25 protein-coding genes and 1 pseudogene are annotated in these 20,901 nt (G+C 62.5%); 13 read left to right on the top strand and 13 right to left on the bottom strand.

Annotated elements, in window-relative coordinates:
* Positions 1–37 precede the first annotated feature (37 nt).
* Both NEZ08_RS02980 and NEZ08_RS02975 read right to left on the bottom strand, forming a co-directional pair.
* Positions 38–760 carry a response regulator transcription factor gene (locus tag NEZ08_RS02980; protein ID WP_298103191.1) on the bottom strand — a complete coding sequence of 241 codons (723 nt, stop codon included), beginning with the start codon at positions 758–760 and terminating at the stop codon, positions 38–40.
* Positions 757–1,323 (bottom strand): MarR family winged helix-turn-helix transcriptional regulator, encoded by a 567-nt coding sequence (locus NEZ08_RS02975; protein ID WP_298103190.1) that lies wholly within the window; start codon positions 1,321–1,323, stop codon positions 757–759. Before NEZ08_RS02975 ends, NEZ08_RS02980 begins: the two co-directional genes overlap by 4 nt.
* A gap of 317 nt (positions 1,324–1,640) precedes the next feature.
* Here NEZ08_RS02975 and NEZ08_RS02970 point away from each other — a divergent pair, with 317 nt between their 5' ends.
* The 5 genes from NEZ08_RS02970 (at position 1,641) to NEZ08_RS02950 (ending at position 5,757) form a co-directional block, all read left to right on the top strand.
* Entirely contained in the window at positions 1,641–2,720 is a 1,080-nt protein-coding gene (locus tag NEZ08_RS02970; protein WP_298103187.1) for a branched-chain amino acid aminotransferase, read from the top strand.
* A gap of 106 nt (positions 2,721–2,826) precedes the next feature.
* Entirely contained in the window at positions 2,827–3,234 is a 408-nt protein-coding gene (locus NEZ08_RS02965; protein WP_298103185.1) for a DUF2314 domain-containing protein, read from the top strand.
* 45 nt (positions 3,235–3,279) lie between these two features.
* Positions 3,280–4,839: a histidine--tRNA ligase gene (gene hisS / locus NEZ08_RS02960; RefSeq protein ID WP_298103182.1), complete on the top strand. Its 1,560-nt coding sequence runs from the start codon at positions 3,280–3,282 to the stop codon at positions 4,837–4,839.
* Between the two features lie 159 nt (positions 4,840–4,998).
* Entirely contained in the window at positions 4,999–5,196 is a 198-nt protein-coding gene (locus NEZ08_RS02955; RefSeq protein ID WP_298103179.1) for a tautomerase family protein, read from the top strand.
* 165 nt (positions 5,197–5,361) lie between these two features.
* Positions 5,362–5,757 (top strand): hotdog domain-containing protein, encoded by a 396-nt coding sequence (locus tag NEZ08_RS02950; RefSeq protein ID WP_298103176.1) that lies wholly within the window; start codon positions 5,362–5,364, stop codon positions 5,755–5,757.
* Between the two features lie 123 nt (positions 5,758–5,880).
* Here the strand turns inward: NEZ08_RS02950 and proC are convergent, their stop codons facing one another.
* Together proC and NEZ08_RS02940 are read right to left on the bottom strand one after the other, a co-directional pair.
* Positions 5,881–6,702, bottom strand: a complete 822-nt coding sequence (proC, locus tag NEZ08_RS02945; RefSeq protein ID WP_298103173.1) for a pyrroline-5-carboxylate reductase — start codon at positions 6,700–6,702, stop codon at positions 5,881–5,883.
* A 170-nt stretch (positions 6,703–6,872) separates the two neighbouring features.
* Positions 6,873–7,373 (bottom strand): YbjN domain-containing protein, encoded by a 501-nt coding sequence (locus NEZ08_RS02940; protein ID WP_298103170.1) that lies wholly within the window; start codon positions 7,371–7,373, stop codon positions 6,873–6,875.
* Between the two features lie 457 nt (positions 7,374–7,830).
* Here NEZ08_RS02940 and NEZ08_RS02935 point away from each other — a divergent pair, with 457 nt between their 5' ends.
* Both NEZ08_RS02935 and NEZ08_RS02930 read left to right on the top strand, forming a co-directional pair.
* Complete coding sequence (locus NEZ08_RS02935) at positions 7,831–8,364, top strand: 6,7-dimethyl-8-ribityllumazine synthase (RefSeq protein WP_298103166.1); 534 nt, start codon at positions 7,831–7,833, stop codon at positions 8,362–8,364.
* Between the two features lie 229 nt (positions 8,365–8,593).
* The gene (locus tag NEZ08_RS02930; protein ID WP_298103164.1) at positions 8,594–9,043 is read left to right on the top strand and encodes a hypothetical protein; all 450 of its coding nucleotides are present in this window, start codon (positions 8,594–8,596) and stop codon (positions 9,041–9,043) included.
* Between the two features lie 60 nt (positions 9,044–9,103).
* On the opposite strand, the gene NEZ08_RS02925 is transcribed toward NEZ08_RS02930, so the two are convergent.
* From NEZ08_RS02925 to lgt, 5 genes are all read right to left on the bottom strand, one after another.
* Complete coding sequence (locus NEZ08_RS02925; protein ID WP_298103473.1) at positions 9,104–10,057, bottom strand: ribose-phosphate pyrophosphokinase; 954 nt, start codon at positions 10,055–10,057, stop codon at positions 9,104–9,106.
* A gap of 163 nt (positions 10,058–10,220) precedes the next feature.
* Positions 10,221–10,814 (bottom strand): hypothetical protein, encoded by a 594-nt coding sequence (locus NEZ08_RS02920; protein WP_298103470.1) that lies wholly within the window; start codon positions 10,812–10,814, stop codon positions 10,221–10,223.
* A 266-nt stretch (positions 10,815–11,080) separates the two neighbouring features.
* Positions 11,081–11,857, bottom strand: coding sequence for a peptidoglycan editing factor PgeF (gene pgeF, locus NEZ08_RS02915; RefSeq protein WP_298103161.1), 777 nt, complete (start codon positions 11,855–11,857; stop codon positions 11,081–11,083).
* Positions 11,854–12,984 (bottom strand): SAM-dependent methyltransferase, encoded by a 1,131-nt coding sequence (locus NEZ08_RS02910; RefSeq protein WP_298103158.1) that lies wholly within the window; start codon positions 12,982–12,984, stop codon positions 11,854–11,856. The genes pgeF and NEZ08_RS02910 overlap by 4 nt, the downstream gene beginning before the upstream one ends.
* On the bottom strand, positions 12,981–13,826 hold the full coding sequence (gene lgt / locus NEZ08_RS02905; RefSeq protein ID WP_298103155.1) for a prolipoprotein diacylglyceryl transferase: 846 nt from the start codon (positions 13,824–13,826) through the stop codon (positions 12,981–12,983). Before lgt ends, NEZ08_RS02910 begins: the two co-directional genes overlap by 4 nt.
* Positions 13,827–14,163: 337 nt before the next feature.
* On the opposite strand from lgt, the gene NEZ08_RS02900 reads away from it, so the two are divergent.
* Both NEZ08_RS02900 and NEZ08_RS02895 read left to right on the top strand, forming a co-directional pair.
* Positions 14,164–14,424: an accessory factor UbiK family protein gene (locus tag NEZ08_RS02900; RefSeq protein ID WP_298103152.1), complete on the top strand. Its 261-nt coding sequence runs from the start codon at positions 14,164–14,166 to the stop codon at positions 14,422–14,424.
* A 37-nt stretch (positions 14,425–14,461) separates the two neighbouring features.
* Positions 14,462–15,061 carry a YdeI family protein gene (locus NEZ08_RS02895; RefSeq protein ID WP_298103467.1) on the top strand — a complete coding sequence of 200 codons (600 nt, stop codon included), beginning with the start codon at positions 14,462–14,464 and terminating at the stop codon, positions 15,059–15,061.
* A 146-nt stretch (positions 15,062–15,207) separates the two neighbouring features.
* Here the strand turns inward: NEZ08_RS02895 and NEZ08_RS02890 are convergent, their stop codons facing one another.
* Both NEZ08_RS02890 and NEZ08_RS02885 read right to left on the bottom strand, forming a co-directional pair.
* Positions 15,208–16,578: an NAD(P)-binding domain-containing protein gene (locus NEZ08_RS02890; protein WP_298103150.1), complete on the bottom strand. Its 1,371-nt coding sequence runs from the start codon at positions 16,576–16,578 to the stop codon at positions 15,208–15,210.
* 47 nt (positions 16,579–16,625) lie between these two features.
* The gene (locus NEZ08_RS02885; protein ID WP_298103148.1) at positions 16,626–16,946 is read right to left on the bottom strand and encodes a helix-turn-helix transcriptional regulator; all 321 of its coding nucleotides are present in this window, start codon (positions 16,944–16,946) and stop codon (positions 16,626–16,628) included.
* A 109-nt stretch (positions 16,947–17,055) separates the two neighbouring features.
* On the opposite strand from NEZ08_RS02885, the gene NEZ08_RS02880 reads away from it, so the two are divergent.
* Genes NEZ08_RS02880 through arsB form a run of 3 tightly spaced genes read left to right on the top strand, consistent with a single transcriptional unit; the run spans position 17,056 to position 18,997 of the window.
* Positions 17,056–17,418 carry a helix-turn-helix transcriptional regulator gene (locus NEZ08_RS02880; protein ID WP_298103146.1) on the top strand — a complete coding sequence of 121 codons (363 nt, stop codon included), beginning with the start codon at positions 17,056–17,058 and terminating at the stop codon, positions 17,416–17,418.
* Positions 17,411–17,938 (top strand): arsenate reductase ArsC, encoded by a 528-nt coding sequence (locus NEZ08_RS02875; protein ID WP_298103144.1) that lies wholly within the window; start codon positions 17,411–17,413, stop codon positions 17,936–17,938. The genes NEZ08_RS02880 and NEZ08_RS02875 overlap by 8 nt, the downstream gene beginning before the upstream one ends.
* Positions 17,939–17,941: 3 nt before the next feature.
* Positions 17,942–18,997: an ACR3 family arsenite efflux transporter gene (gene arsB, locus NEZ08_RS02870; RefSeq protein ID WP_298103142.1), complete on the top strand. Its 1,056-nt coding sequence runs from the start codon at positions 17,942–17,944 to the stop codon at positions 18,995–18,997.
* Between the two features lie 195 nt (positions 18,998–19,192).
* Here arsB and NEZ08_RS02865 read toward each other — a convergent pair whose 3' ends face one another.
* Both NEZ08_RS02865 and NEZ08_RS02860 read right to left on the bottom strand, forming a co-directional pair.
* Positions 19,193–19,414, bottom strand: a complete 222-nt coding sequence (locus NEZ08_RS02865) for a hypothetical protein (RefSeq protein ID WP_298103140.1) — start codon at positions 19,412–19,414, stop codon at positions 19,193–19,195.
* Between the two features lie 87 nt (positions 19,415–19,501).
* Entirely contained in the window at positions 19,502–19,711 is a 210-nt protein-coding gene (locus NEZ08_RS02860) for a PRC-barrel domain containing protein (protein WP_298103137.1), read from the bottom strand.
* Between the two features lie 1,097 nt (positions 19,712–20,808).
* On the opposite strand from NEZ08_RS02860, the pseudogene NEZ08_RS02855 reads away from it, so the two are divergent.
* Positions 20,809–20,901, top strand: a pseudogene (locus tag NEZ08_RS02855) (50S ribosomal protein L25); the annotation flags it as partial.

Below are 20,901 nucleotides of genomic sequence, written 5' to 3'. Positions count from 1 at the left end.
TCCGTTCGTCTCTCTGGTCTGCTTATCGGCGACCGGATCAAGGCGACGCGACCAGTCGATAGCCGATGCCGCGCACGGCCTGGAGGAACAGCGGATTGGCCGGGTCGCGCTCGATCTTGCGGCGCAGGCGGTTGATCTGCACGTCGACCGCGCGTTCGTTCACGCTGCCGTCCCCGGTCAGCGCGCCGCGGGGCACCGTTTCGCCGCGCGCCAGCGCCAGAACGCGAAGCATGTCGCGTTCGCGGTCGGTGAGGCGGATGACTTCCTCGCCCTGCCGCAACTCGCCGCGCTCGAGGTGGTAGACATAAGGCCCAAACGCGATCTGCTCCAGCGTCTCGACCGGAGGCGGCGCTGTGCGCTTGAGGATGTTGCCGATCCGAAGCGAGAGTTCGCGCGGTTCAAACGGCTTGGCAACGTAGTCGTCGGCGCCGAGTTGCAAACCCTCGATCCGGCTTTCCGCCTCGTGGCGCGCCGTCAGCATGATGATCGGCACCGAAGACGAACTCCGGATGAATCGCGCCAGGTCAAAGCCGGTTTCGCCCGGCATCATCACATCGAGGATCAGGAGATCGAAATGCAGTCCGGTGAGCTTGGCGCGCGCATCCCTGGCGCTCATCGCCGTGGTGACGCGATAACCTTCGCTGCACAGAAAGCGCGACAACAGATCGCGGATGCGGCGGTCGTCGTCGACGAGCAGAAGATGCGGCGCGTCGTCGGCCGGCTTCACAGGCTTTCGCGCGATGACAGCGGCCTCGATCACGTCTGTTCCTTATGCTTCGGGCCCGAAGGCGCCAGCCCGAAAATGGCTTCCAGCACCTTGTCCGGATCGTCGCGGTCGATCATTGCGCGCAGGAATTGCCGGATGGTCTCCAGTCCCGCCGGGTCGATGCCGCGCAGCGCGCGGTTGAGCCGCTCGGTTTGCAGCGTTGCGAGCTTGCCGACCAGCGCCTCTCCCTTGGGGGTGGCGAAAAGAAGGCGCTGTCGGCGATCATTGCTGCCCGCCTTCTGAACGATGTATCCCTCGTCGAGCAGTTGTTTCAGGACGCGCCCGAGCGACTGTTTGGTGATCCGCAGCACGTCGAGCAGGTCGGCGACTTTCAGGCCGGGGTAGCGGTGAACGAAATGCAGGACACGATGGTGCGCGCGACCGAAGCCGAACGCTTCCAATTCTTGATCCGCATCGCCGACGAAGTCGCGATAGGCGAAAAACAACAGCTCGATGATGTCCCAGCGCAGCCCCGAGGAGGGCACGTTCGCCGCACGCCCCTCGCCTGGCCGTGAGGCGGCCGTTGTTGACGGGCTCGATAAAATTACGTCAGCCATATTGACATATATAAGGTTCAAAGTTACAAAACGAGCGGCTAACGCGAAATATTAGATCGTTTCGCGCGCTTCGCCGGGCTGCCGGCCTGTGACGCCAATCATCTGACGGCAGGCTCACGAATAGGTTGACCGTTCGATTGTGGAGCGGCATCTCGGTGACCATACTGGACTTCAGCCCTCCACAAAAGCATGTCCTCTAGGGTGTGCTGGCGGGACGACCGGCGATGAGCCGGGATCCATGCGGGCCGGCATCCCGAAAAGACGAGGGCCGGCGTCAGAATCGCGGCGGCGACGGGTAACAAGGGCGGAAAACAAAGATGAGTTTGAAATTCGAAATCCACCCCTCGGCCAATCCGACCCCGGAAAAGGAACGCGCGGCAAAGCTCGAAAATCCCGGCTTCGGCCGGGTGTTCAGCGATCACATGGCGATCGTCCGCTATCGCCAGGGCGAAGGCTGGCATGGGGCGCGCGTTGAATCGCGGGCGCACTTCCCGCTCGATCCGGCCGGCGCTGTCCTGCATTACGCGCAGGAGATCTTCGAAGGCCTCAAGGCCTACAAGCGCGACGATGGCGGCGTGAACCTGTTTCGCCCCGATGCCAATGCGAAACGGTTCCGCAGTTCGGCCGAGCGGATGGCCATGGCGCCGCTGCCCGAGGATGTCTTCATTGAAGCCGTCGAACAAGTCGTGCGCATCGACCGCGCCTGGATCCCGGGCGGCGAGGGCAGTCTTTACTTGCGGCCCTTCATGATCGCGAACGAGGTCTTCCTCGGCGTCAAGCCGTCCGCCGAATACATCTTCTCGGTGATCGCTTCTCCGGTCGGCTCCTACTTCAAGGGTGGACCGGCGCCGGTGTCGATCTGGGTGTCGGAAAACTATACGCGCGCGGCGATCGGCGGCACCGGTGCGGTCAAATGCGGCGGCAATTATGCCGCAAGCCTGCGCGCCCAGGCCGAGGCGATCGAGCATGGCTGCGATCAGGTGGTTTTCCTCGATGCGGTCGAACGCCGCTACGTCGAGGAACTCGGCGGCATGAACATCTTCTTCGTGTTCGAGGATGGTTCGCTCTCGACCCCGCCGCTCGGCACCATCTTGCCCGGCATCACCCGCGATTCCATCATCACGCTGCTGCGGGACTCGGGGACGGTGGTGCGCGAAGAGCCTTACACGATCGAGCAGTGGCGCAAGGATGCGGCCAGCGGCAGGCTGAAAGAGGCCTTCGCTTGCGGCACCGCTGCCGTGATCTCGCCGATCGGCAAGGTGCATTCGGCAAGCGGCGATTTTGCCATCAGCGGCGGCGCGGCCGGCCCGGTGGCGATGGGCCTGCGCAAGATGCTGGTCGACATCCAGTATGGCCGTGCGGCCGATCCGCACAACTGGATCAGAAAGGTGTTGTGAGGGGCGGCGGTGAACCGGGCCAGCAAGACGAACGACGAACATCGGAGCCTTGCAACTTTGGGGTGATGGGATGGTGGCTCGATTTCTGACGGACGAGGATTCGCCTGTGATTAATGTTCGTGCGGCAGATGCCGAGATGAACGCCGCGATCGCCCATGCCCGCGACACGCTTCCGACGTTCTGGGCCTCCTACGATGCGCCAAAGCCGACAGAGTACGGACATTGCCTGAAAGTTCGTTTTGCCGGCGATGGCTACGTTGAGCAAATCTGGATGGCCGACGTGGAGAAGCTTCCGGATGGCAAATATTCCGGTCGGTTCGGCAACGACCCGGATAATCTGCCAGGCAAGAACATCTTCGATCAGGCTGAGTTCGAACAGGCCGATATCACGGACTGGATGTTCATGCGGAATGAAAAGATCGTCGGCGGAGAGACTATCAAGCTGCTGCTGAAATCGATGCCGAAAGAGACCGCCGATGCCATGCGCGCGCGGATGGAGCCGCCGCCACATTGAACCGGGTTGCCGCTCCGCCTCTCGGCTGATACCAACGCGCGGATCATGGCCGACAAACCGAAAAAGCCGCAAAAACTGAAGGCGCGCCTGCCGCGCGGGCTGGAAGACCGCGGTCCCGCCGCGATCAAGGCGACGCGGCAGATGGTGGAAAAAATCCGCGCCGTCTACGAGCGCTACGGCTTCGAGCCGGTGGAGACGCCGGCGTTCGAATACACCGACGCGCTCGGCAAGTTCTTGCCCGACCAGGACCGGCCGAATGAGGGCGTGTTCTCGTTCCAGGACGACGACGAACAGTGGATTTCGCTGCGCTATGACCTGACCGCGCCGCTCGCGCGCTATGTCGCCGAGCGCTACGGCACGGAAAATCTCGTGCTGCCCTACCGCTCCTATCGCTTCGGCTATGTCTATCGCAACGAGAAGCCGGGACCGGGGCGCTTTCGGCAGTTCATGCAGTTCGACGCCGACACCATCGGCACGGCTTCCGGCGGGCAATCCAGCGCCGCGGCCGATGCCGAGATGTGCATGATGGCCGCCGACACGATGGAGGCGCTCGGCATTCCCCGCGGCTCCTATGTGGTGAAGGTGAACAACCGCAAGGTGCTTGATGGCGTAATGGAGATCATCGGCCTGAGCGGCGATGAGAATGCCGGCCGGCGTCTCACTGTACTCAGGGCCATCGACAAGGCTGACAAGTTTGAGTGGGTAGAAGTCGAAAAGCTGCTCGGGTCCGGAAGGAAGGATGAAAGCGGGGACTTCACCAAAGGGGCCGGGCTAGACGCCGATCAGATCGAGGCGGTTCGCAAGAGTTTGCAATTCAGGTTCAAGTTTGAACAACTTCCGGGTGGCGTCTGGCACAACCACATTGAAGGTGAATTGCCCAAGCCCTTCTTTGAAATGGAGGACAAGAGCCTTTTCGGAGTTGGACTGTCAGAACTGGGCGACATCGCAAGACTTGTCGCCGCCGCAGGCTATCGGGACGATCGCATCCGCATCGATCCCTCCGTCGTCCGCGGCCTCGAATACTACACGGGGCCGGTCTACGAGGTCGAACTGCTGCTCGACACCAAGGATGAAAAAGGCCGCCCGGTGCGTTTCGGGTCGGTCGGCGGCGGCGGAAGATATGATGGCCTCGTGTCGCGTTTCCGCGGCGAGGTCGTTCCGGCGACCGGGTTTTCCATCGGCGTGTCGCGCCTGCAGGCCGCACTCACCATGCTCGGCAAGCTCGACACACGCCCCGAGACCGGTCCCGTGGTCGTCACCGTGTTCGACCGCGAGCGCGTCGCCGATTACCAGAAAATGGTCGCGCAACTGCGCAGCGCCGGCATTCGCGCCGAGCTTTATCTCGGCAACCCGAAGAACATGGGTAACCAGCTCAAATATGCCGACCGCCGCAACGCGCCTTGCGTCGTCATCCAGGGCTCGGACGAGAAAGCAAAGGGCAAGGTTCTGGTCAAGGACCTGATTCTCGGCGCCGGCCTCACTGATACCAGCGACCGTGACGAATATTTGAAGAAGCAGGCCGAGGCGCAAACCGAGACCGACGAGAGCGATCTTGTCGCCGCCGTGCGCGAGATCCTGGCGCGGCATGCTGTGACGTGGGGCTAGCCAATCGTTCAGACGTCATGCCCCGGCACTCGGGTCCGGCTTCGCCGCCCCGAGCACGGGTCTTGTGTCGGGCATCCACGTCTTGTTTGATGCAGATGACCTAGATGGCCGGACGAGCCCGGCCATGGCCCGAAGCAAGAAGACAATAAGGAGAAAGAAATGCCCGAAATCACCATCAGCATGGCCGCTGGCCGCACCGACGAGCAGAAGGTCGGCATGATGCGCGACATCACGCAGGCGCTGGTGAAGAACCTCGGCGTCGACCCCGAGGCGGTCGTGATCCAGATCAACGAAGCGCCGCTGATCCACAAGATGAAGGGCGGCATCAGCTTCGTCGAACGCTTCGCGAAGAAATAATTCGTTGTTCTGTGGTCCCCGCGAAAGCGGGGACCCACCACCACCGCTGCGCGTGGTCTGCTATGCTGAGGCCGCCACCGTGCTCTTCAGCTGACATCAGTGGCTATGGGCCCGGCTCGCGATTCGCCTGGCCGGGACGACGGTAGAGTGTTTGGGCAAAACTCCATGGATGCACGCGACGCCATCAAGACCGGCATGAACGCGGAACGTAGCCTGATCGTGCCGATCGAGCGCACGGTCGGGCATTTCGTCAAGGGCATGCCGATGGTCTTTGCAACACCGATGATGATCCTGGAGATGGAGCTGGCCTCTGCCGACGCCATCAACCCCTGCCTCGAGCCGGGCTGGGTTACGGTCGGCACCGAGGTCGACATACGTCATCTGGCAGCCACGCCCGTCGGCGCGACGGTACGCACCGTGGCGCGGGTGGTGGCGGTGGAACGGCGGGTGATCCGTTTTGAAGTCGAGGCGTTCGACGAGAAACGCCGCATCGGTGAAGGCCGCCACGCCCGCGGCCTCGTCAATGTCGAGGCTTTTACCAAGCAGTTCGGCGCGAAGTAGCCCGGCTCAGCGCTGTTCTCTACTGGCATGCGCGGGCTTGACCCCCGCATCCATCAACTTTTGTGAGAAGGCTTTCGTGTAACGGATAGGTTCCGGGGCAAGCCCGGCAACGACAGCCATTGGTTACTTCGCCAGTTCCTTCGAGCGCTGCGTAGCGGCCGCAACCGCGCGCGTCAGCAGCGACTGCAGGCCGTCCTTGCCCATCAAGACTTCCAGCGCAGCCGCCGTCGTGCCGCCGGGCGAGGTGACGTTCCGGCGCAGTGTTGCGGCCGCCAGGTCCGAGCGGTGCAGCAACTCGCCGGAGCCCGCGACGGTTTCGCGCGCGAGTCTTGTCGCAAGCTGCTCCGGCAGTCCGGCCGCAACGCCGGCTCGCGCCAGTTCCTCGGCGAGCAGGAAGACATAGGCCGGGCCCGAGCCGGAGACTGCGGTCACCGCGTCCATCAGCTTTTCGTCGTCGACCCATTCCACCGAGCCTGTGGCGCGCAGCAGCCCATCGGCCGTATCGCGTTGCGCGGGGCTGACGTCTTTTGCGGCTACCGCAACGGTGATGCCGCGGCCAATCGCAGCCGGCGTGTTGGGCATGGCGCGCACGACATGGCCTCCCAACACCTCTTTCAGCGAAGCCATCGTCATTCCGGCCATGATCGAGACCACCAGCGTCGTGGCATCGATATAGGGTCTGAGGCTGGGACCCGCCTCGCGAAACGTCTGCGGCTTCAGCGCCACCACAAAGGCCGCCGCTGATCCGGTCTGCTGCGGCGAGGGGTTGAGGCGCGCGCCTTTGGCCAGATGCGCGCGGATGTCGTCCGATGGATGCGGTTCGATCACGGCTGCACGGCTAGGCTCGAGCCCCTGGGCGAGCCAGCCGGACAGCATGGCGCCGCCCATCTTGCCTGCGCCGGCGAGGACGATGCTGCCTTTGATTTTTTGCAAGCTTTCGGACATCTCGATCTGTCGCCGCCATTGATACGTCGCCCCTGCGAAAGCAGGGGCCCATAACCACCAGCGGTTCTAGTTCATCGAGATATCTGCAACAAGGACCGTGCGACGCAATTGCCGCCGCGGGTCCCGGCGTTCGCCGGGACGACGTCCGATATGCGTGCAGTGGTGTGGGCTTACGCCTCGCCCTCGGTGTCGAACATCGCGGCGCTCATGGCTTCACTCGCCGATTTGCCGGCCCAGACCACGAACTGGAACGCCGGATAGTAGCGTTCGCAGGCGTGGATCGCGCTGACCAGCATGGTCTCGCATTGCGCGGTGGAGGCGGCCATTCCGCCCGGCAAGACCAGCGCCTGTCGGTACATGATCATTCCGGTGTGGGTCCAGATGTCGAAATGCCCGACCCATAGTTGTTCGTTGATCGCGGCGATCAGCCGCTGCACTTCTCCGCGCCGCGGCTCCGGAATCTTCATGTCGAAGGCGCAGGCCAGATGCAACGCCTCGATCTCTCCCATCCAGGTGAAGGAGAGCTGGTAATCGGTCCAGTTGCCCTTGGAGACGATGGTGATTTCGTCGTCGCCCGAGCGCTCGAACAACAGGTTGTTATCGGCGGCGACGTCCTCGACGACCGCGAGAGGATTATTCCGGGAATCGATAGTGCCTTCGAGGAGGGACATGCCGTCTCGACCTTGCCTTTTCAAAAATTCGGATACCAGCGAAACGCACGCAACGCGCCGGCATGCGCGCATTCGCGCCCTGGCGGCTGCACTCACCGATGATCCGTCGCGACGGGATCAGGCTTGCCGGGACGAAGTGATGTGATTTGCGGAATCCGCGCAACGGCACCCGGAATCCATCCACAGACAATGCCGAAATCGTCCACAACTCTTCGTGCACGTTAACTTTTTCGGGAGAACAAACCGGAATCAGATTCGTTCGGCGGCCAAATCGTTAATTTTTGAGGGCTGAGCGGGCAGCAACCTGTTGCCTGAATCCGTTGAATGTGGCTGGCCGCCATCTGGACCGAGCGGCGAGGGTGCTTGCTGGCGAGGCCGCCGCCCGCCATAATTCGCAGCATGATGCGTGGGGCGTACGTGCTTGGGCGACTCCCGTTGCTGAAAGTAAGAGAACGCCATGAGTGAAACGCCGCAAGAAGGCGCAGCCAGCGCCAAAGCTTCCGAAGGCACCGAGCAGCCGCCGGATCATCCGCGTTTTACAAGACCGCAGCGCGTCGCCTTCGTGCAGTCCGCCTGGCATCGCGACGTGATCGCGGAGTGCCGCGACGCCTTCCTGATCGAAATCGAAGCGCGCCATATCGCGCGCGCGCAGATCGACGTGTTCGAAGTGCCGGGCTCCTTCGAGATTCCGCTGCACGTTCAGCTGTTGGCCAAGACCCGGCGCTACACCGCGATCGTCGCCGCCGGACTTGTGATCGACGACGAGTATGTCGCGGAGACCGTGGTCCGGGCGCTGATGGATGTGCAGCTGCGCACCGAGATCCCGGTATTCTCGGCCGTGGTAACGCCGCAGCAATTTCACCAGAGCGCGGATGCCGAATTCTTGCGCCGCCATTTTGCGTCCAAGGGCACAGGGGTCGCACAAGCTTGCGCCAACACGCTTCTAAGCCTGGAGCGGCTGCGCGGCCAGGTGGCGGCCGGCATCGTCTGACGAATTTCGAGTTCCTGTCGGTATCGCCACTGTGGCGGTTTGCGAACCCTGAGCCCGTCTCAGGCTGTTCCGGTCGATCCGCCGGCTCGCGGGGGCTCCGGCAACCTTGAGGCCTGTTCCCGGTTAAGATTACGATTTAACTAACAATTAATTATGCGTTTGCGGGCTCCAAACGCTCTGCCTAGCGTGCTGGTTCGGAAAGCCCGTAACCAGTCAGTCGGTGCGTGTCATGAAGTTCAGAATATACCGGATATTGACGGCGTCTCTCGCCGCAATGGCGTTGTTGCTAGCCGCCGACCAAACCTTCGCCGCTTCGAGAGGCTCCTTCCACGGAGGGGCGCATCTCGGCTCCCACCGCATGGCGGGTCACTTCCGGCATCATCGCGGCCGGCAGCAGGGAGCCATCTTCCTGCCCGGATACGACATCGGTGACTACGGCTACGGGTACGGCTATGGCTATGGACCGAACGGCCAGGCCGTGCTGGATGGAACGCAGCCGCTGCCGGGCGATGTCGGGAACTCGAATGCCGCCGACATCCCATGGGATTGGCCGCATCGATATCCGCCGCTGGTTGCTCCTTCGGCCCGGCCCTATGTCTCGAGTTGCGGCGCGGAGACCCAGACGGTTCCCAACGCGCACGGTGGAACGGGGGAGGTCAATATTGTCCGCTGCTATTGAACGCCAGCCGACGAGATCAAGACTGCTGATCGCTGCCTGAAGGCGGCTTGCGCCTGCCGATCAGTCGAACAAACTCGACACGGATTCTTCCGCGGCGGTGCGGCCGATCGCCTCTGCGATCAGGTCGGCGATGGAGAGGGTCCGGATGTTCGGCGCCTTGGCGATCGCCTCGGTCGGCTGGATCGAATCCGTAATCACCAGTTCCTTCAGCCGCGATGAGGCCACCCGTGTCACCGCGCCGCCGGAGAGCACGCCGTGGGTGATATAGGCGTAGACCTCCTTGGCGCCATTGGCGAGCAGCGCATCGGCCGCATTCACCAGCGTGCCGCCGGAATCGACGATGTCGTCGACCAGGATGCAGGTATAGCCGGCGACGTCGCCGATCACGTTCATCACCTCGGATTCGCCGGCGCGCTCACGCCGCTTGTCGATGATGGCGAGCGGCGCGTTGATGCGCTTGGCGAGCCCGCGGGCGCGAACCACGCCGCCGACGTCCGGCGACACCACCATCACGTTGCCAAGGTCGAACTGTTCGCGGATGTCGCGCACCATCACCGGGGAGGCGTACAGATTGTCGGTCGGAATGTCGAAAAAGCCCTGGATTTGTCCGGCGTGCAGATCAAGCGTCATGACGCGGTCGGCACCGGCATGGGTGATCAGGTTGGCCACCAGCTTGGCCGAAATCGGCGTGCGCGGGCCGGCCTTGCGGTCCTGCCGGGCGTAGCCGAAATAGGGCACGACCGCGGTGATACGGCGCGCGGATGCGCGACGCAGCGCGTCGGTGATGATCAGAAGCTCCATCAGATGGTCGTTTGCCGGAAACGAGGTCGACTGGATCACGAACACGTCGGAGCCGCGCACGTTTTCCTGGATCTCGACGAAGATCTCCATGTCGGCGAAGCGGCGGACGATCGCCTTGGTCAGCGGCAGGTCCAGCCAGTTGGCGATTTCCTTCGCCAGCACCGGGTTGGAATTGCCGGCGACAAGCTTGATCGAGCCGTTCTTGGCCGACATCGAGGCTTCTCCCCGCGCCTTGCTGGAGACAACGTTCAGCATATCGCAATGCCCACAAAATAGCGCGTTTCGATAAATGGGGTGATATCAAGACGGTAACCGGGCTGGCAACCCGCTGGCCCTAGTTTTCCCGGGCAAAATGGCTCTTTCCGCGCCGCTTTGGCTAATGGTCCGTATAGGCCAGAGCCGACACTTCGTCGGCGCTGGCGATCGCAGGTTCGTGCCGGGATCGGCTGGCAGGTGGCGCCTGCTGCGGCGCATCGGGTGCCGGCGTGCCATTGATCATGCTGGCAAGGCCGCTCAGCCCGGCCTGAGCGATCTTGCGCAACACCAGATCGTCGGCGGCAGCCCAGGCGTCTCGGCCGGCTTTGCCGGCGGGCTCCTCGCCGGAAAGCCGCAGCGCGCGCTGCTGGTTCTGGTCGTAGACATCCCAGACCCAGGCGATCGTGGTGCGGCCGCGGTTGACTTCCGCGGCGAGATAGCCGCGCACCCGATAGGCCGCAGTGCCCTCGCGGGACACGATCGAAAGGCTCCGCAGCTTGGATTCGCTGTCGAGCATCGACACCATCCTCTCGAACACCTGCGGTGGCGGACCGTCGATGGATTCGAAGGCGATCGTCGGACCGGTTGTATTGCTGGCCGCGGCAAAGGAATTGCTGGCAGAGCCGCCGGCGCAGCCGCCCAGCGCACATACAATCGCAAACAGAACCACAGCGGTCGCGGAGCTCAGCGCGATCCGAACAACGCGAAACAACATTACGGGCAGGTCGCTCATCGAGTGAGAGCGATATCGTTAAAATCCATTAACGTCTAGGGCAGAGGTGAGGCTCACAAGAACCCTATCCTGGGGAGCGCACCTGCGCGTCTCGAAGGGCAGACCGGTCCCAACCCTCAGGGCTCTCGGGGCGATGCGAAGCGCCGGTCGAGCGAAGCCTCCCTTGTTTGTGCCGTTCGCCCGCAGCCTCGCTTGCACGCAGGCTGCTCGGGCACGCGCGGCTTCTCACGTGAGGGTTGACAGGAGGACTAACCGCCGTCGCCTTCCAGGACTATGGCATGAACGTGGCGGCCGTAATCCGGCTCCTTGCGATGCACGGAGCGGCGGTAGCTGAAAAAGCGTTCGTCGGAATAGGTGTCGATACCGGTATCGTCGACCATGAGCACGCCGGCATTTTCAAGCCGCCTGCGGATCAGCCCGGCGAGATCGAACAGCGCATGGCGATCGCGCGCCGCGGGCAGGAAGTAAACGGCGTTATCGGCATCGGCCTCGATGAACCGTTCGACGAATTCGGGGCCGACCTCGTAGGAATGTTGACGGATCAAAGGGCCGATCGCGGCCACGATGTTGGCCCGATCGGCGCCAAGTTCCTCCATCGCCGCCACGGTGGCTTCAACAATTCCCGTCAGTGCGCCCTTCCATCCCGCATGTGCCGCGCCTATCACCCGGGCGTTGGCATCGGCAAGGAGAAGGGGGCCGCAGTCGGCCGCGGTGACGCCGATCGCAAGACCTTCGGTGCGGGTGACGATAGCGTCCGCCTTGGGACGGGTGGCGGCGTCCCATGGCGCTGAGGCCACCGCGACATCCGGGGAATGAATCTGGAAAACGGTGAGGAAACGCTCGGGAGAGACGCGTAGCGCTGCGGCCATCCGGCGGCGGTTTTCGGCGACATGCGCCGGATCGTCGCGAGAGCCAATGCCGCCATTGAGGCCGGCATACATGCCCGTGGAGACGCCGCCCTCGCGGCTGAAGAAAGCGTGGTGCAGGCCGGGAACGGCCGACAGCAGCGGCGATTCCAGCGTCATGGCGCCTCTGTCTTTTTCGTTTCAGGAACTTCGTCGTCGAAACCGGCGAGCGTGACGAGATTGGGTTCGGAAATGCCGAGCACCTTGAACATCTGCCCCATGCCGCCGCGGCCGCCGCCGACCAGCCGCTTCAGCGCGCCGACGATGTCTTGGGAGACCTCCGGGCTCGCCTTGGCCATCAGGCTCGCAGCCCGGCTTTCGATGCCGAGCCGTTTGAGGAAATCGCCCTGAGGCACCGGGCCGTGGGTGCGCGCCCCGAGGTCGTCGGCGGCGCGAACCAGCGCCTGAAAGTCGACATGCGCGGTCACGTCGGCCTCGCCCGGATTTTTCAGGGGATCGGTAAAGCTGTGGCGGGAGATGGCCTGAAACGTATCGCCGGCGTCGCTGCGCAGATGGCCGTAGTCGATGATGAGAGCAGCGCCATCCTGATCGCGCACGCGGCTTGCGATCTTCATGATCTCGGCGTCCGGCCGCCACTCGAACACTGCGCCAGGCGGCGCCGCGCGCACCCACGACGGCAGCAGCACCTCGAATCGCGGGATCGGATCGTTCGCCATGCCGAATGCGAGGCTGCCGCTGTCATCAAGCTCGACGGTGCGCTCGTGCCAGCCGTTCGCGGCTTTCACCGCCTGATGAATCGGCAGCACGTCGAAATATTCGTTGGCCAGGATCACCGAGGGACCATCCGGCACGTCGTCGATGCTGTCGTGCCAGCTGATCTCGCGCGAGCCGGACAGCGCCGACTTCTGCTTCTCGCGCAGCACCGGGTTCACCTCGACCAGATGGACGCTCAGCGCCTGATAGAGCGGCGGCAGCACGCGGAGCGCACGCAGCGCATCGGCCATCAGTGTGCCGCGGCCGGGACCGATCTCGATCAGGCGGAGCAGGGGCGGTGAATCGATCGCCTTCCACACCGACGCCGCCCACAGCCCGAGCAACTCGCCGAACATCTGGCTCACTTCGGGAGCGGTGATGAAATCGCCCTCGCGGCCGAGCGGATCGCGGCTAAGATAGTAGCCGTGCTCTGGGTGCATCAGGCACAGCTCCATGTAACGCCAGACCGGGATCGGTCCGGACGATTTGATCAGCTTCTTGATCTCCGGCAGAAGCGGGGAAGTTTCCGTCACGGCAGTTCCTGCACCGGCTGCGCCGCCTTTCGGCGACAGGCCGCTACGATAATAACAAGCCCGGCAATGACCATGGGCACGGAAAGCAGTTCGCCCATGGTGAGTTTGTGCCACAAAAAGCCGAGCTGAGGGTCGGGCTCCCTGAAAAATTCGCCGACGATGCGCGCAATACCATAGATCGTGATGAAGCTGCCGAGGATCAGGCCCGGGCGCTTCAGCGCGCCCATCCGGATCATCACGGCAAGGACCGTGAACAGGACGATCCCCTCGAGTGCGGCCTCGTAGAGCTGGCTCGGATGGCGCGGCAGTTGAAGAGGGTCACGGGGGAACACCATCGCCCATGGCAGACTCGGATCCGCCGGCCGGCCCCACAGCTCGCCATTGATGAAATTGGCGATGCGCCCGAGAAAAAGCCCGATCGGGCCGACCGCGGTGGTGATGTCGCCAAGCGACAGGATCGAGGTGTTGTTCTTCCAGGCAAAAAACATCACCGCCGCGACGCAGCCGAGAAAACCGCCGTGAAATGACATCCCGCCGTTCCACAGCTCGAAAATCTCGGCCGGGTGGCGGAGGAAGAACGCCGGGTTGTAAAACAGGACGTAGCCGGTGCGACCGCCAAGGATGATTCCGATCGTTACCCAGAGGATGAAATCGTCGATCTGGGTAAGCGTCATCGGCGGCGGCCCGCGCCACAGCTTTGGGCTCTTGAGCAGGGCGCGCGCGTAGATCCAGCCGAGCACGATGCCGCCGATATAGGCGAGTGCATACCAGCGGATCTTGAACGGGCCGAGCGCGAAGGCGATCGGGTTGAAGTCTGGAAAGGCGATAGTGAGAAGGTGCATTCGCGCCTTGCGGTTCGTGGCGGGGCTACTGATTTGATTTTAACATCCGTATCCCGTCTCAGCTGCCGTTTTTGCGCATGTCAGAATCAAGGACCACCAGCAGCCGCAGGCCTCCAGGGGAGTTTTGGATTTGACATTCGCTTGACGAGTGTGTGGCCAGATGGGCAGCGAATGTCAAATCCACTCCACGGGTTGGCTGCTTCTAGCACCCGAAATGCGGTTTGGCAGGCACTTTTGCGAGATGATCCAAAAGCGAATGGTCTTGAATGGAACGCAATGGATCGCCATTCTCTTTCCCTGAACTGTGGATTGCGCGAACCGGCCGGAGAATTGAGGGATGACCCAGACCAGCAATCGGTTTTTCGATGAGATCGGGCGTTTGATGAATGATGCGGCTGGAGCGGCCCAGGGCGTCAAGCGCGAAGTGGACACGCTGATGCGCAACCAGGCCGAAAAAATCCTGCGCGACCTTGACGTGGTCAAGCGCGAGGAGTTCGAGGCGGTCAAGGACATGGCTCGTCTGGCACGCGAGGAAAACGAGGCGTTGAAGGCGCGCATTGCCGCGCTGGAAGCCAAGCTCGGCGGCACCTCATCGTAACGATCGCAAAAGCCTGGCGCGTTCAATCTTGTCAGAAATGGCAAAGACCAAGCGCGATCTGCCGATTATCGCGTTCAAGTCGCAAGAGGCCTGGAACGATTGGCTCGTATCGCAGAGTGCGGACTCCAGGGGCCTTTGGCTGAAGTTGGCGAAAAAATCCTCCGGCATCGCCAGTGTTTCAAGGTCGGAGGCTGTCGATACCGCGCTTTGTCACGGCTGGATTGATGGCCAACTCGACAGTTTCGACGACAGATATTCGCTGGTGCGGTTCACGCCACGCCGTCCCACCAGCAAGTGGTCCGAAAGAAATTGCACGCGCGCGCTTGAATTGATCGCGTTGGGGCGAATGCTTCCTGCCGGTACGAAGGAGATCGAACGCGCACGACAGGACGGACGGTGGGTAGCGGCATATGCGCCGCAAAGCACCGCGCAGGTGCCCGACGATCTTCACGTTGCGCTGGCCCGAAATACGAAGGCTGAACGGTTCTTCGAAGCGCTCGATCGCGCCAATCGCTACGCGATCCTTTATCGCGTCCAACAAGCTAAGAAGCCCGAGACCCGGGCAGCCCGGATCAAGACATTCGTCGCGATGCTGGCGGCCGGGGAAACGATCCATCCCCTGAAGTCGAAACGTTAAGACGTCCGGATTTAGGCGAACCGGCGGGTAGGATTGCTATCGGCGGATTTTCGAAAACGACCTTCTCGATTGTTTCGATCTGTTGGGAGATCTCTCATCAGCTCGTACGTCCGACCACGAGCGATGGCTCGGCACTTTCTATTCCATCACGAGCAACCGCAGCCCTTCTCACCTTCCGCTTCGGCGAGCGCATCGCCCCCGCAGCAGGTGTCAACGGCGGCCGGCGCCGGACCGCCGCAGCAATTGGCCGCCGCGGCTCTGCCTTCGACGCCACTGCGCGTGCAAACCCCGGTCTCCGGGAGTTCGAGCTCTACGCGCGCGGCGGCCTGCTTGTCGCCTGCGATGTCGGCCGCGATGGAGCGGACCTGTTCGTATCCCGTGATCATCAGGAAGGTCGGTGCGCGGCCGTAACTCTTGATGCCGGCGAGGTAGAAACCCGGATCATCCTGGACCAGCTCGCGGGCCCCGTGCGGGCGAACGGTGCCGCAGGAATGTTCGTTCGGATCGATCAGCGGCGCCAATGCGACCGGCGCCTCAATCGCCGGATCGAGGCGGAGCCGGACCTCCCCCAGGAACGACAAGTCGGGACGGAAACCGGTTGCGACGACCAGCTCGTCGACGACGATGCTGCGTCCGCAGCATGCCGACGAGGTCGAGATCCGGATACGGTCGCTGGTCGGCGAAATCGCAGCGACCGGGAAACCGGATTCGACCTGAATGTGGCCGGACGCAAGGAGCGCAGCGAATTGGGCGCCAAGCTCGCCGCGCGCGGCCAACTTGTCGTTCGCTCCGCCTCCGAAGGATTTCTCTGGATTATTGCTCCGAAGCAGCCACACCGGTCGGGTTTCGGGCACTTGTTGCGCCAGTCTCGTGAGGTCAACCAAGGTGCCGATTGCGGAGTGACCGGCGCCGAGCACGGCGACCGTTTTGCCGGCATAGCGCGCACGCGCATTGCCGAGCACGTCCGGCATGCCGTAGGCGATTTTGGCCTGCGCCTCGCGCTCACCGATCGCCGGCAGACCGCCGGCGCCGGCCGGATTCGGCGAGGCCCAGGTTCCTGAGGCATCGATGACGGCCTCGGCGCGCAATGTCTCCGGGCCTTTGCCGTTCTGGTAGCGGATCTCGAACGCCGCGGCCTCGCGTCCCCTGGTCCTGGCCTTGTCGAAGCCGACCCTCCCGACGGCGGTGACGCGGCTCGAGGTGCGGATCACGTCGCGCAGCGCGGTCTTGGTCGCCAGCGGTTCGATGTAGCGCTCCAGAAGCTCGGCGCCGGTCGGGTACACCTGCGGATCCGGAGAATTCCACCCCGTCGGTGCAAGAAGCCGCGCTGCGGCCTTGTCGAGGTTGTATTGCCATGGCGAGAACAACTGGACATGCTGCCACTGCCGGACGGAGTGTCCCGCCTGCGGCCCTGCTTCGAGCACGATCGGCGTCATGCCGCGTTCGAGAACATGGGCCGCTGCAGCGAGGCCGACCGGCCCCGCTCCTATGATGGCGACTGTCCTGGGTGTGCTCATGATCTTTTTCCCATGGTCCTAGAATCATCGAATATTGGGTCGGCCGTTTAGGCGGCAGGACGGGCGGCAACCTCGCATTCGAGTTCGTCCGCGCAGCACTCGGCGACGAGAAAATCCACAAGGCCCCGCATTGTGTCGTACTCCGCGTGGCAGACCAGTGTCGTGCTCTCGCGCACCTGCGAGATCAGGCCGACAGCGACAAGCCCCTTGATGTGATGCGAAAGGGTGGAGGCGGGAATCTTCAGACGCTCCTGCAGCCGGCCGACCGGCATTCCGGCTCGGCCGGCGCGGACGAGCATGCGATAGATCTTGAGCCTGGTTGCATTGCCGAGCGCTTCCAGGCGGGCTGCTGCGTCGTCTATTTTCATGCAAGACGTATAAACTCCTCGGCTCCATGTTTCAACGGTATTTCTAGTAAGTTCGAAATACAAGGCTCGCGCTCTTGACAACCGCCGACATTTCTATAAATCTGGATATATGGAAAACGAAAAAGCCATTCTGGCACTGGCGGCTCTGGCCCAGCCGACGCGGCTGCAGGCATTTCGAGCGCTGGTGAAGCATGAACCCGATGGTCTCGCCGCTGGCGACCTCGCTCGCGCGCTGGAAGTGCCGCAGAACACGCTCTCGGCTCACCTGTCGGTGCTTTCTCGGGCTGAATTGGTCACATCTGAACGCCACAGCCGCTCGATCGTCTATCGGGTCAATCTCGCCGTATTCCAGAGGGTCGTGCTTTTCCTGCTGCAGGACTGTTGCGGCGGCGATCCGGACATCTGCGCGCCCCTCATCAAGAGTCTCCAGCCGTGCTGTCCTCCGAAGCGAAAGGAGCGAAGCCGTGTCTGACCGCGTCTTCAACGTCCTCTTTCTTTGCACCGGAAACTCCGCCCGCTCGATCCTTGCCGAGTCGATCCTCCGCAAGGACGGCGGCGGCCGCTTCCAGGCTTTCTCGGCCGGAAGCACGCCGAAGGGTGCGGTCCATCCACTCGCGCTTTGCACACTCCAAAGCCTCGATTATCCGACCGAAGGCCTGCGCTCGAAGAGTTGGCTCGAGTTCGCCGTTCCCGGCGCGCCTGCCATGGATTTTGTCTTCACTGTCTGCGACAACGCCGCAGGCGAGGCTTGCCCGGTCTGGCCGGGGCAGCCGATGACTGCCCACTGGGGTATCGAGGATCCCGCCGCGGCCGAGGGCACCGAGCTGGAAAGGGAGGCTGCGTTCATGACCTCCTTTCGCTATCTCAAGAACCGGATCGGCGCCTTCGTGAATCTTCCTCTTCGCAGCATCGACAAGCTGTCGCTCGGCGCCAGGCTCCGCGAGATCGGCCGTTCGGACGGCGCGAACTCCTTCCGTAACGATGTGGCCTGAAGCATGAGCATCTTCGAACGCTACCTCACCCTCTGGGTCGCTCTCTGCATCATCGCCGGCGTGGCGCTCGGGCACGTCATGCCGGACGTCTTCGGCGCGATAGCCGGAGCCGAGATCGCCAGAGTCAATCTGCCGGTCGCGGTCCTCATCTGGCTGATGATTGTGCCGATGCTGCTCAAGATCGACTTCGCCGCGCTCGGCCAGGTTCGCGAACACTGGCGCGGTGTCGGCGTGACGCTCTTCATCAACTGGGCGGTCAAGCCGTTCTCGATGGCTCTTCTCGGATCGTTCTTCATCGGTCACGTCTTCGCGCCGCTGCTGCCTTCGGCGCAGATTTCTTCCTACATCGCCGGCCTGATCCTCCTCGCAGCGGCGCCGTGCACAGCCATGGTATTCGTCTGGTCAAATCTCTGCGGGGGAGAGCCTCATTACACCCTCAGCCAGGTCGCGCTGAACGACGTGATCATGGTGTTCCTGTTCGCGCCACTGGTGGGACTTCTGCTCGGGGTAGCCTCGATCACCGTGCCTTGGGGCACGCTGCTGCTTTCCGTTCTGCTGTACATCGTCGTTCCCGTGACGGTCGCGCAGACATGGAGAAGGCAGCTGATCCGGATCGGCGGCGGAGCATTCGAGCGCAGCTTGCGAACATTGCAGCCCCTTTCTCTTGCGGCGCTGCTTGCGACGCTGGTTCTGCTGTTCGGCTTCCAGGGGGAGCAGATCGTCGGGCAGCCGGTGGTCATCGCGATCCTTGCCGTGCCGATCTTGATTCAGGTCTATCTCAACGCGGGCCTGGCATACCTGTTGAACCGCCGCTTCGGCGTCGCCTGGTGCGTCGCGGCTCCTGCCGCCCTGATCGGCGCGAGCAATTTCTTCGAACTCGCGGTTGCCGCGGCGATCAGCCTTTTCGGTCTGGACTCCGGAGCGGCACTCGCTACGGTCGTGGGCGTCCTTGTCGAAGTTCCGGTCATGCTTTCGGTCGTCCGCATCGTCAAGGCGACTCGTGGCTGGTATGAAAGCGGTATCCATTCATCGGCGACAACTGTAGAGGCGCGCAGATGAAGGACCTGATCTTGATCGGGTTCGTACCGGCGCCAATCGCGCGCTCACCCTTGGACCATTCCGAGAGCAGGCGGACCTGAATTGGGGTGCGGGATTTTAACGGCCGACTCAAGGCGGAGCTTTGCAGTTCCGCGTTGTCCGCCACTTCAAATCTCAGCATCCGTCCAGAGCTGCCGTCCGGGATCCACGGTGAGATTACCTGGTTGTTGACCCTGACTGCAGTTCGAGCAGTGCGGTTGTTCGCAGGATGGCAAGGTCGCGCTCGCCGGCTTCGACCATGCGCAGAATAAACCTCGCGAGCATGTTGACATTGGTCGAACTCGCCGGCTCGGGCAGGCTGTTGACCGTAGCGTGGAGGGCGGATGTCGCCACGTCGATAATGTCCGGAGAAAATTCCCTGTTTGGGAGGTCCTTCATAACGCAAACCCTTCTGCACCGAAACGCAACGCCACGAGGACAGTTGCCGTTTGCAACAACGCCAGCCGTGGCGTACTCGCCTAACCACTACATGCCGAGGCGAATTGCGGATAAAGGCCAGTCGCCTGTATGGCCTGCGATCACAACGCGCAAACCGTGAAGCTCATCCAGAAGAAGCTTTTCCACGGTGCCTGCTATGCCGTTGGTCAGGATGACGGCCTTGCCGACCAGCGCAATTTGAGCTTGCTCGAACTCACGCAGAATGTTCAACGCGCGCTGTTGAATGGACAAATTCATGAGCCCCATCGGTGCGAGCCATCGCAGGTTATTCTAAGACTTGCTCTGACGATCATCAAATTAAGGAAAAGTGACGGCTGCTCAAATCGATTTTAGTTTTCCGCGAGCGGAACGAGTGCGCTGGCGCTTGTTTATTTACCAGGACCTCGTCGCGGCTGGTTGCGCTGGATCAAAGGTCCTGCCGTATTCGTGACGTTGTCTCCCTCTCGCTGCCTCTGCTGTGACCAGGGTGGAATCCATTCCTCCGCGCGTTGATGCGGCATGATTCGCTGCTTCGCATCGCCTCGAAATGATCGCGGGAACGCTTCCGTTCGCACTTTAGCACTGCCGGCCAAGCCACTGCGCCAAAAATCCGGTTTCTTCAGCCCGATCAAGGCTGAGTCCACTGTCCACTCGTTGGCAAAAAAATATTCCGCTTGTGGCGTCGGGCAAATCACTGGCAACTCTCTGCGCGTCTCACACCCGATCAAGAGGGGCGTTTCGCGATCGTCACGAGCGTTGGGTGCGGGATGCGATGGACGCGAGGCGGCCGAACGACGAACGGTCAGAGCCTCGCGGACGGTGAAGTCGTGTGGGCCTGATGTCCCGACGCTGAGATCAAGTTGGCGACAATGCTGACGCATTGCGCCGATGACGAAGACAAAAAAGCCCGGTCTCCGGGGCGAGCACGAAGGAAACCGTAAAACCATCGCGCGGGGAATGCCGGATCGTTTTCGGCGAACCTGTGGTGACTAACTCGTGTGCTTTCTTTCATTGCACGCGAGGCTGCGGGCGAGCCAAACGCCCGGCATTCCCTGCTCCCTCTGCTTTGAGGGACAGCGACTGGCTTTAAAACTCGGGCGAAGTTCGTCGCGAGAACGCGCGATCGTATGAGCGCGGCTTTCGTCTTCTGCCCGTCGGCCTGAAAATGGCAGAAAAGCCTGGTCCGTTCCGTTAAGGCCGGCCGGAGAAATATTGCTTCATTTCCTTGTCATTTCGGCCCTTTGGGGCTAGAACGCCGCCACGTTCGCGGCCCCCGCACCCCTGGAGGCTTGCTGCGAGACGGAAACGGGCCGCGCTGCGGCCTTTAACTTTTTAGAAAACAAGGACTTAAGCCGATGGCGACCGTCAAGGAATTGAAGGCGACCGCGCGTCCGAAGAGCGGCAAGGGGGCCGCCCGGGCAGAGCGTCGCGCCGGGAAAGTGCCCGGA

The organism is Bradyrhizobium sp. (assembly GCF_027451485.1).
Lineage (GTDB): Bacteria > Pseudomonadota > Alphaproteobacteria > Rhizobiales > Xanthobacteraceae > Bradyrhizobium.
The sequence above is the reverse complement of the archived record's forward strand: the minus strand, read 5'-3'. Positions and strand labels throughout refer to the sequence as shown.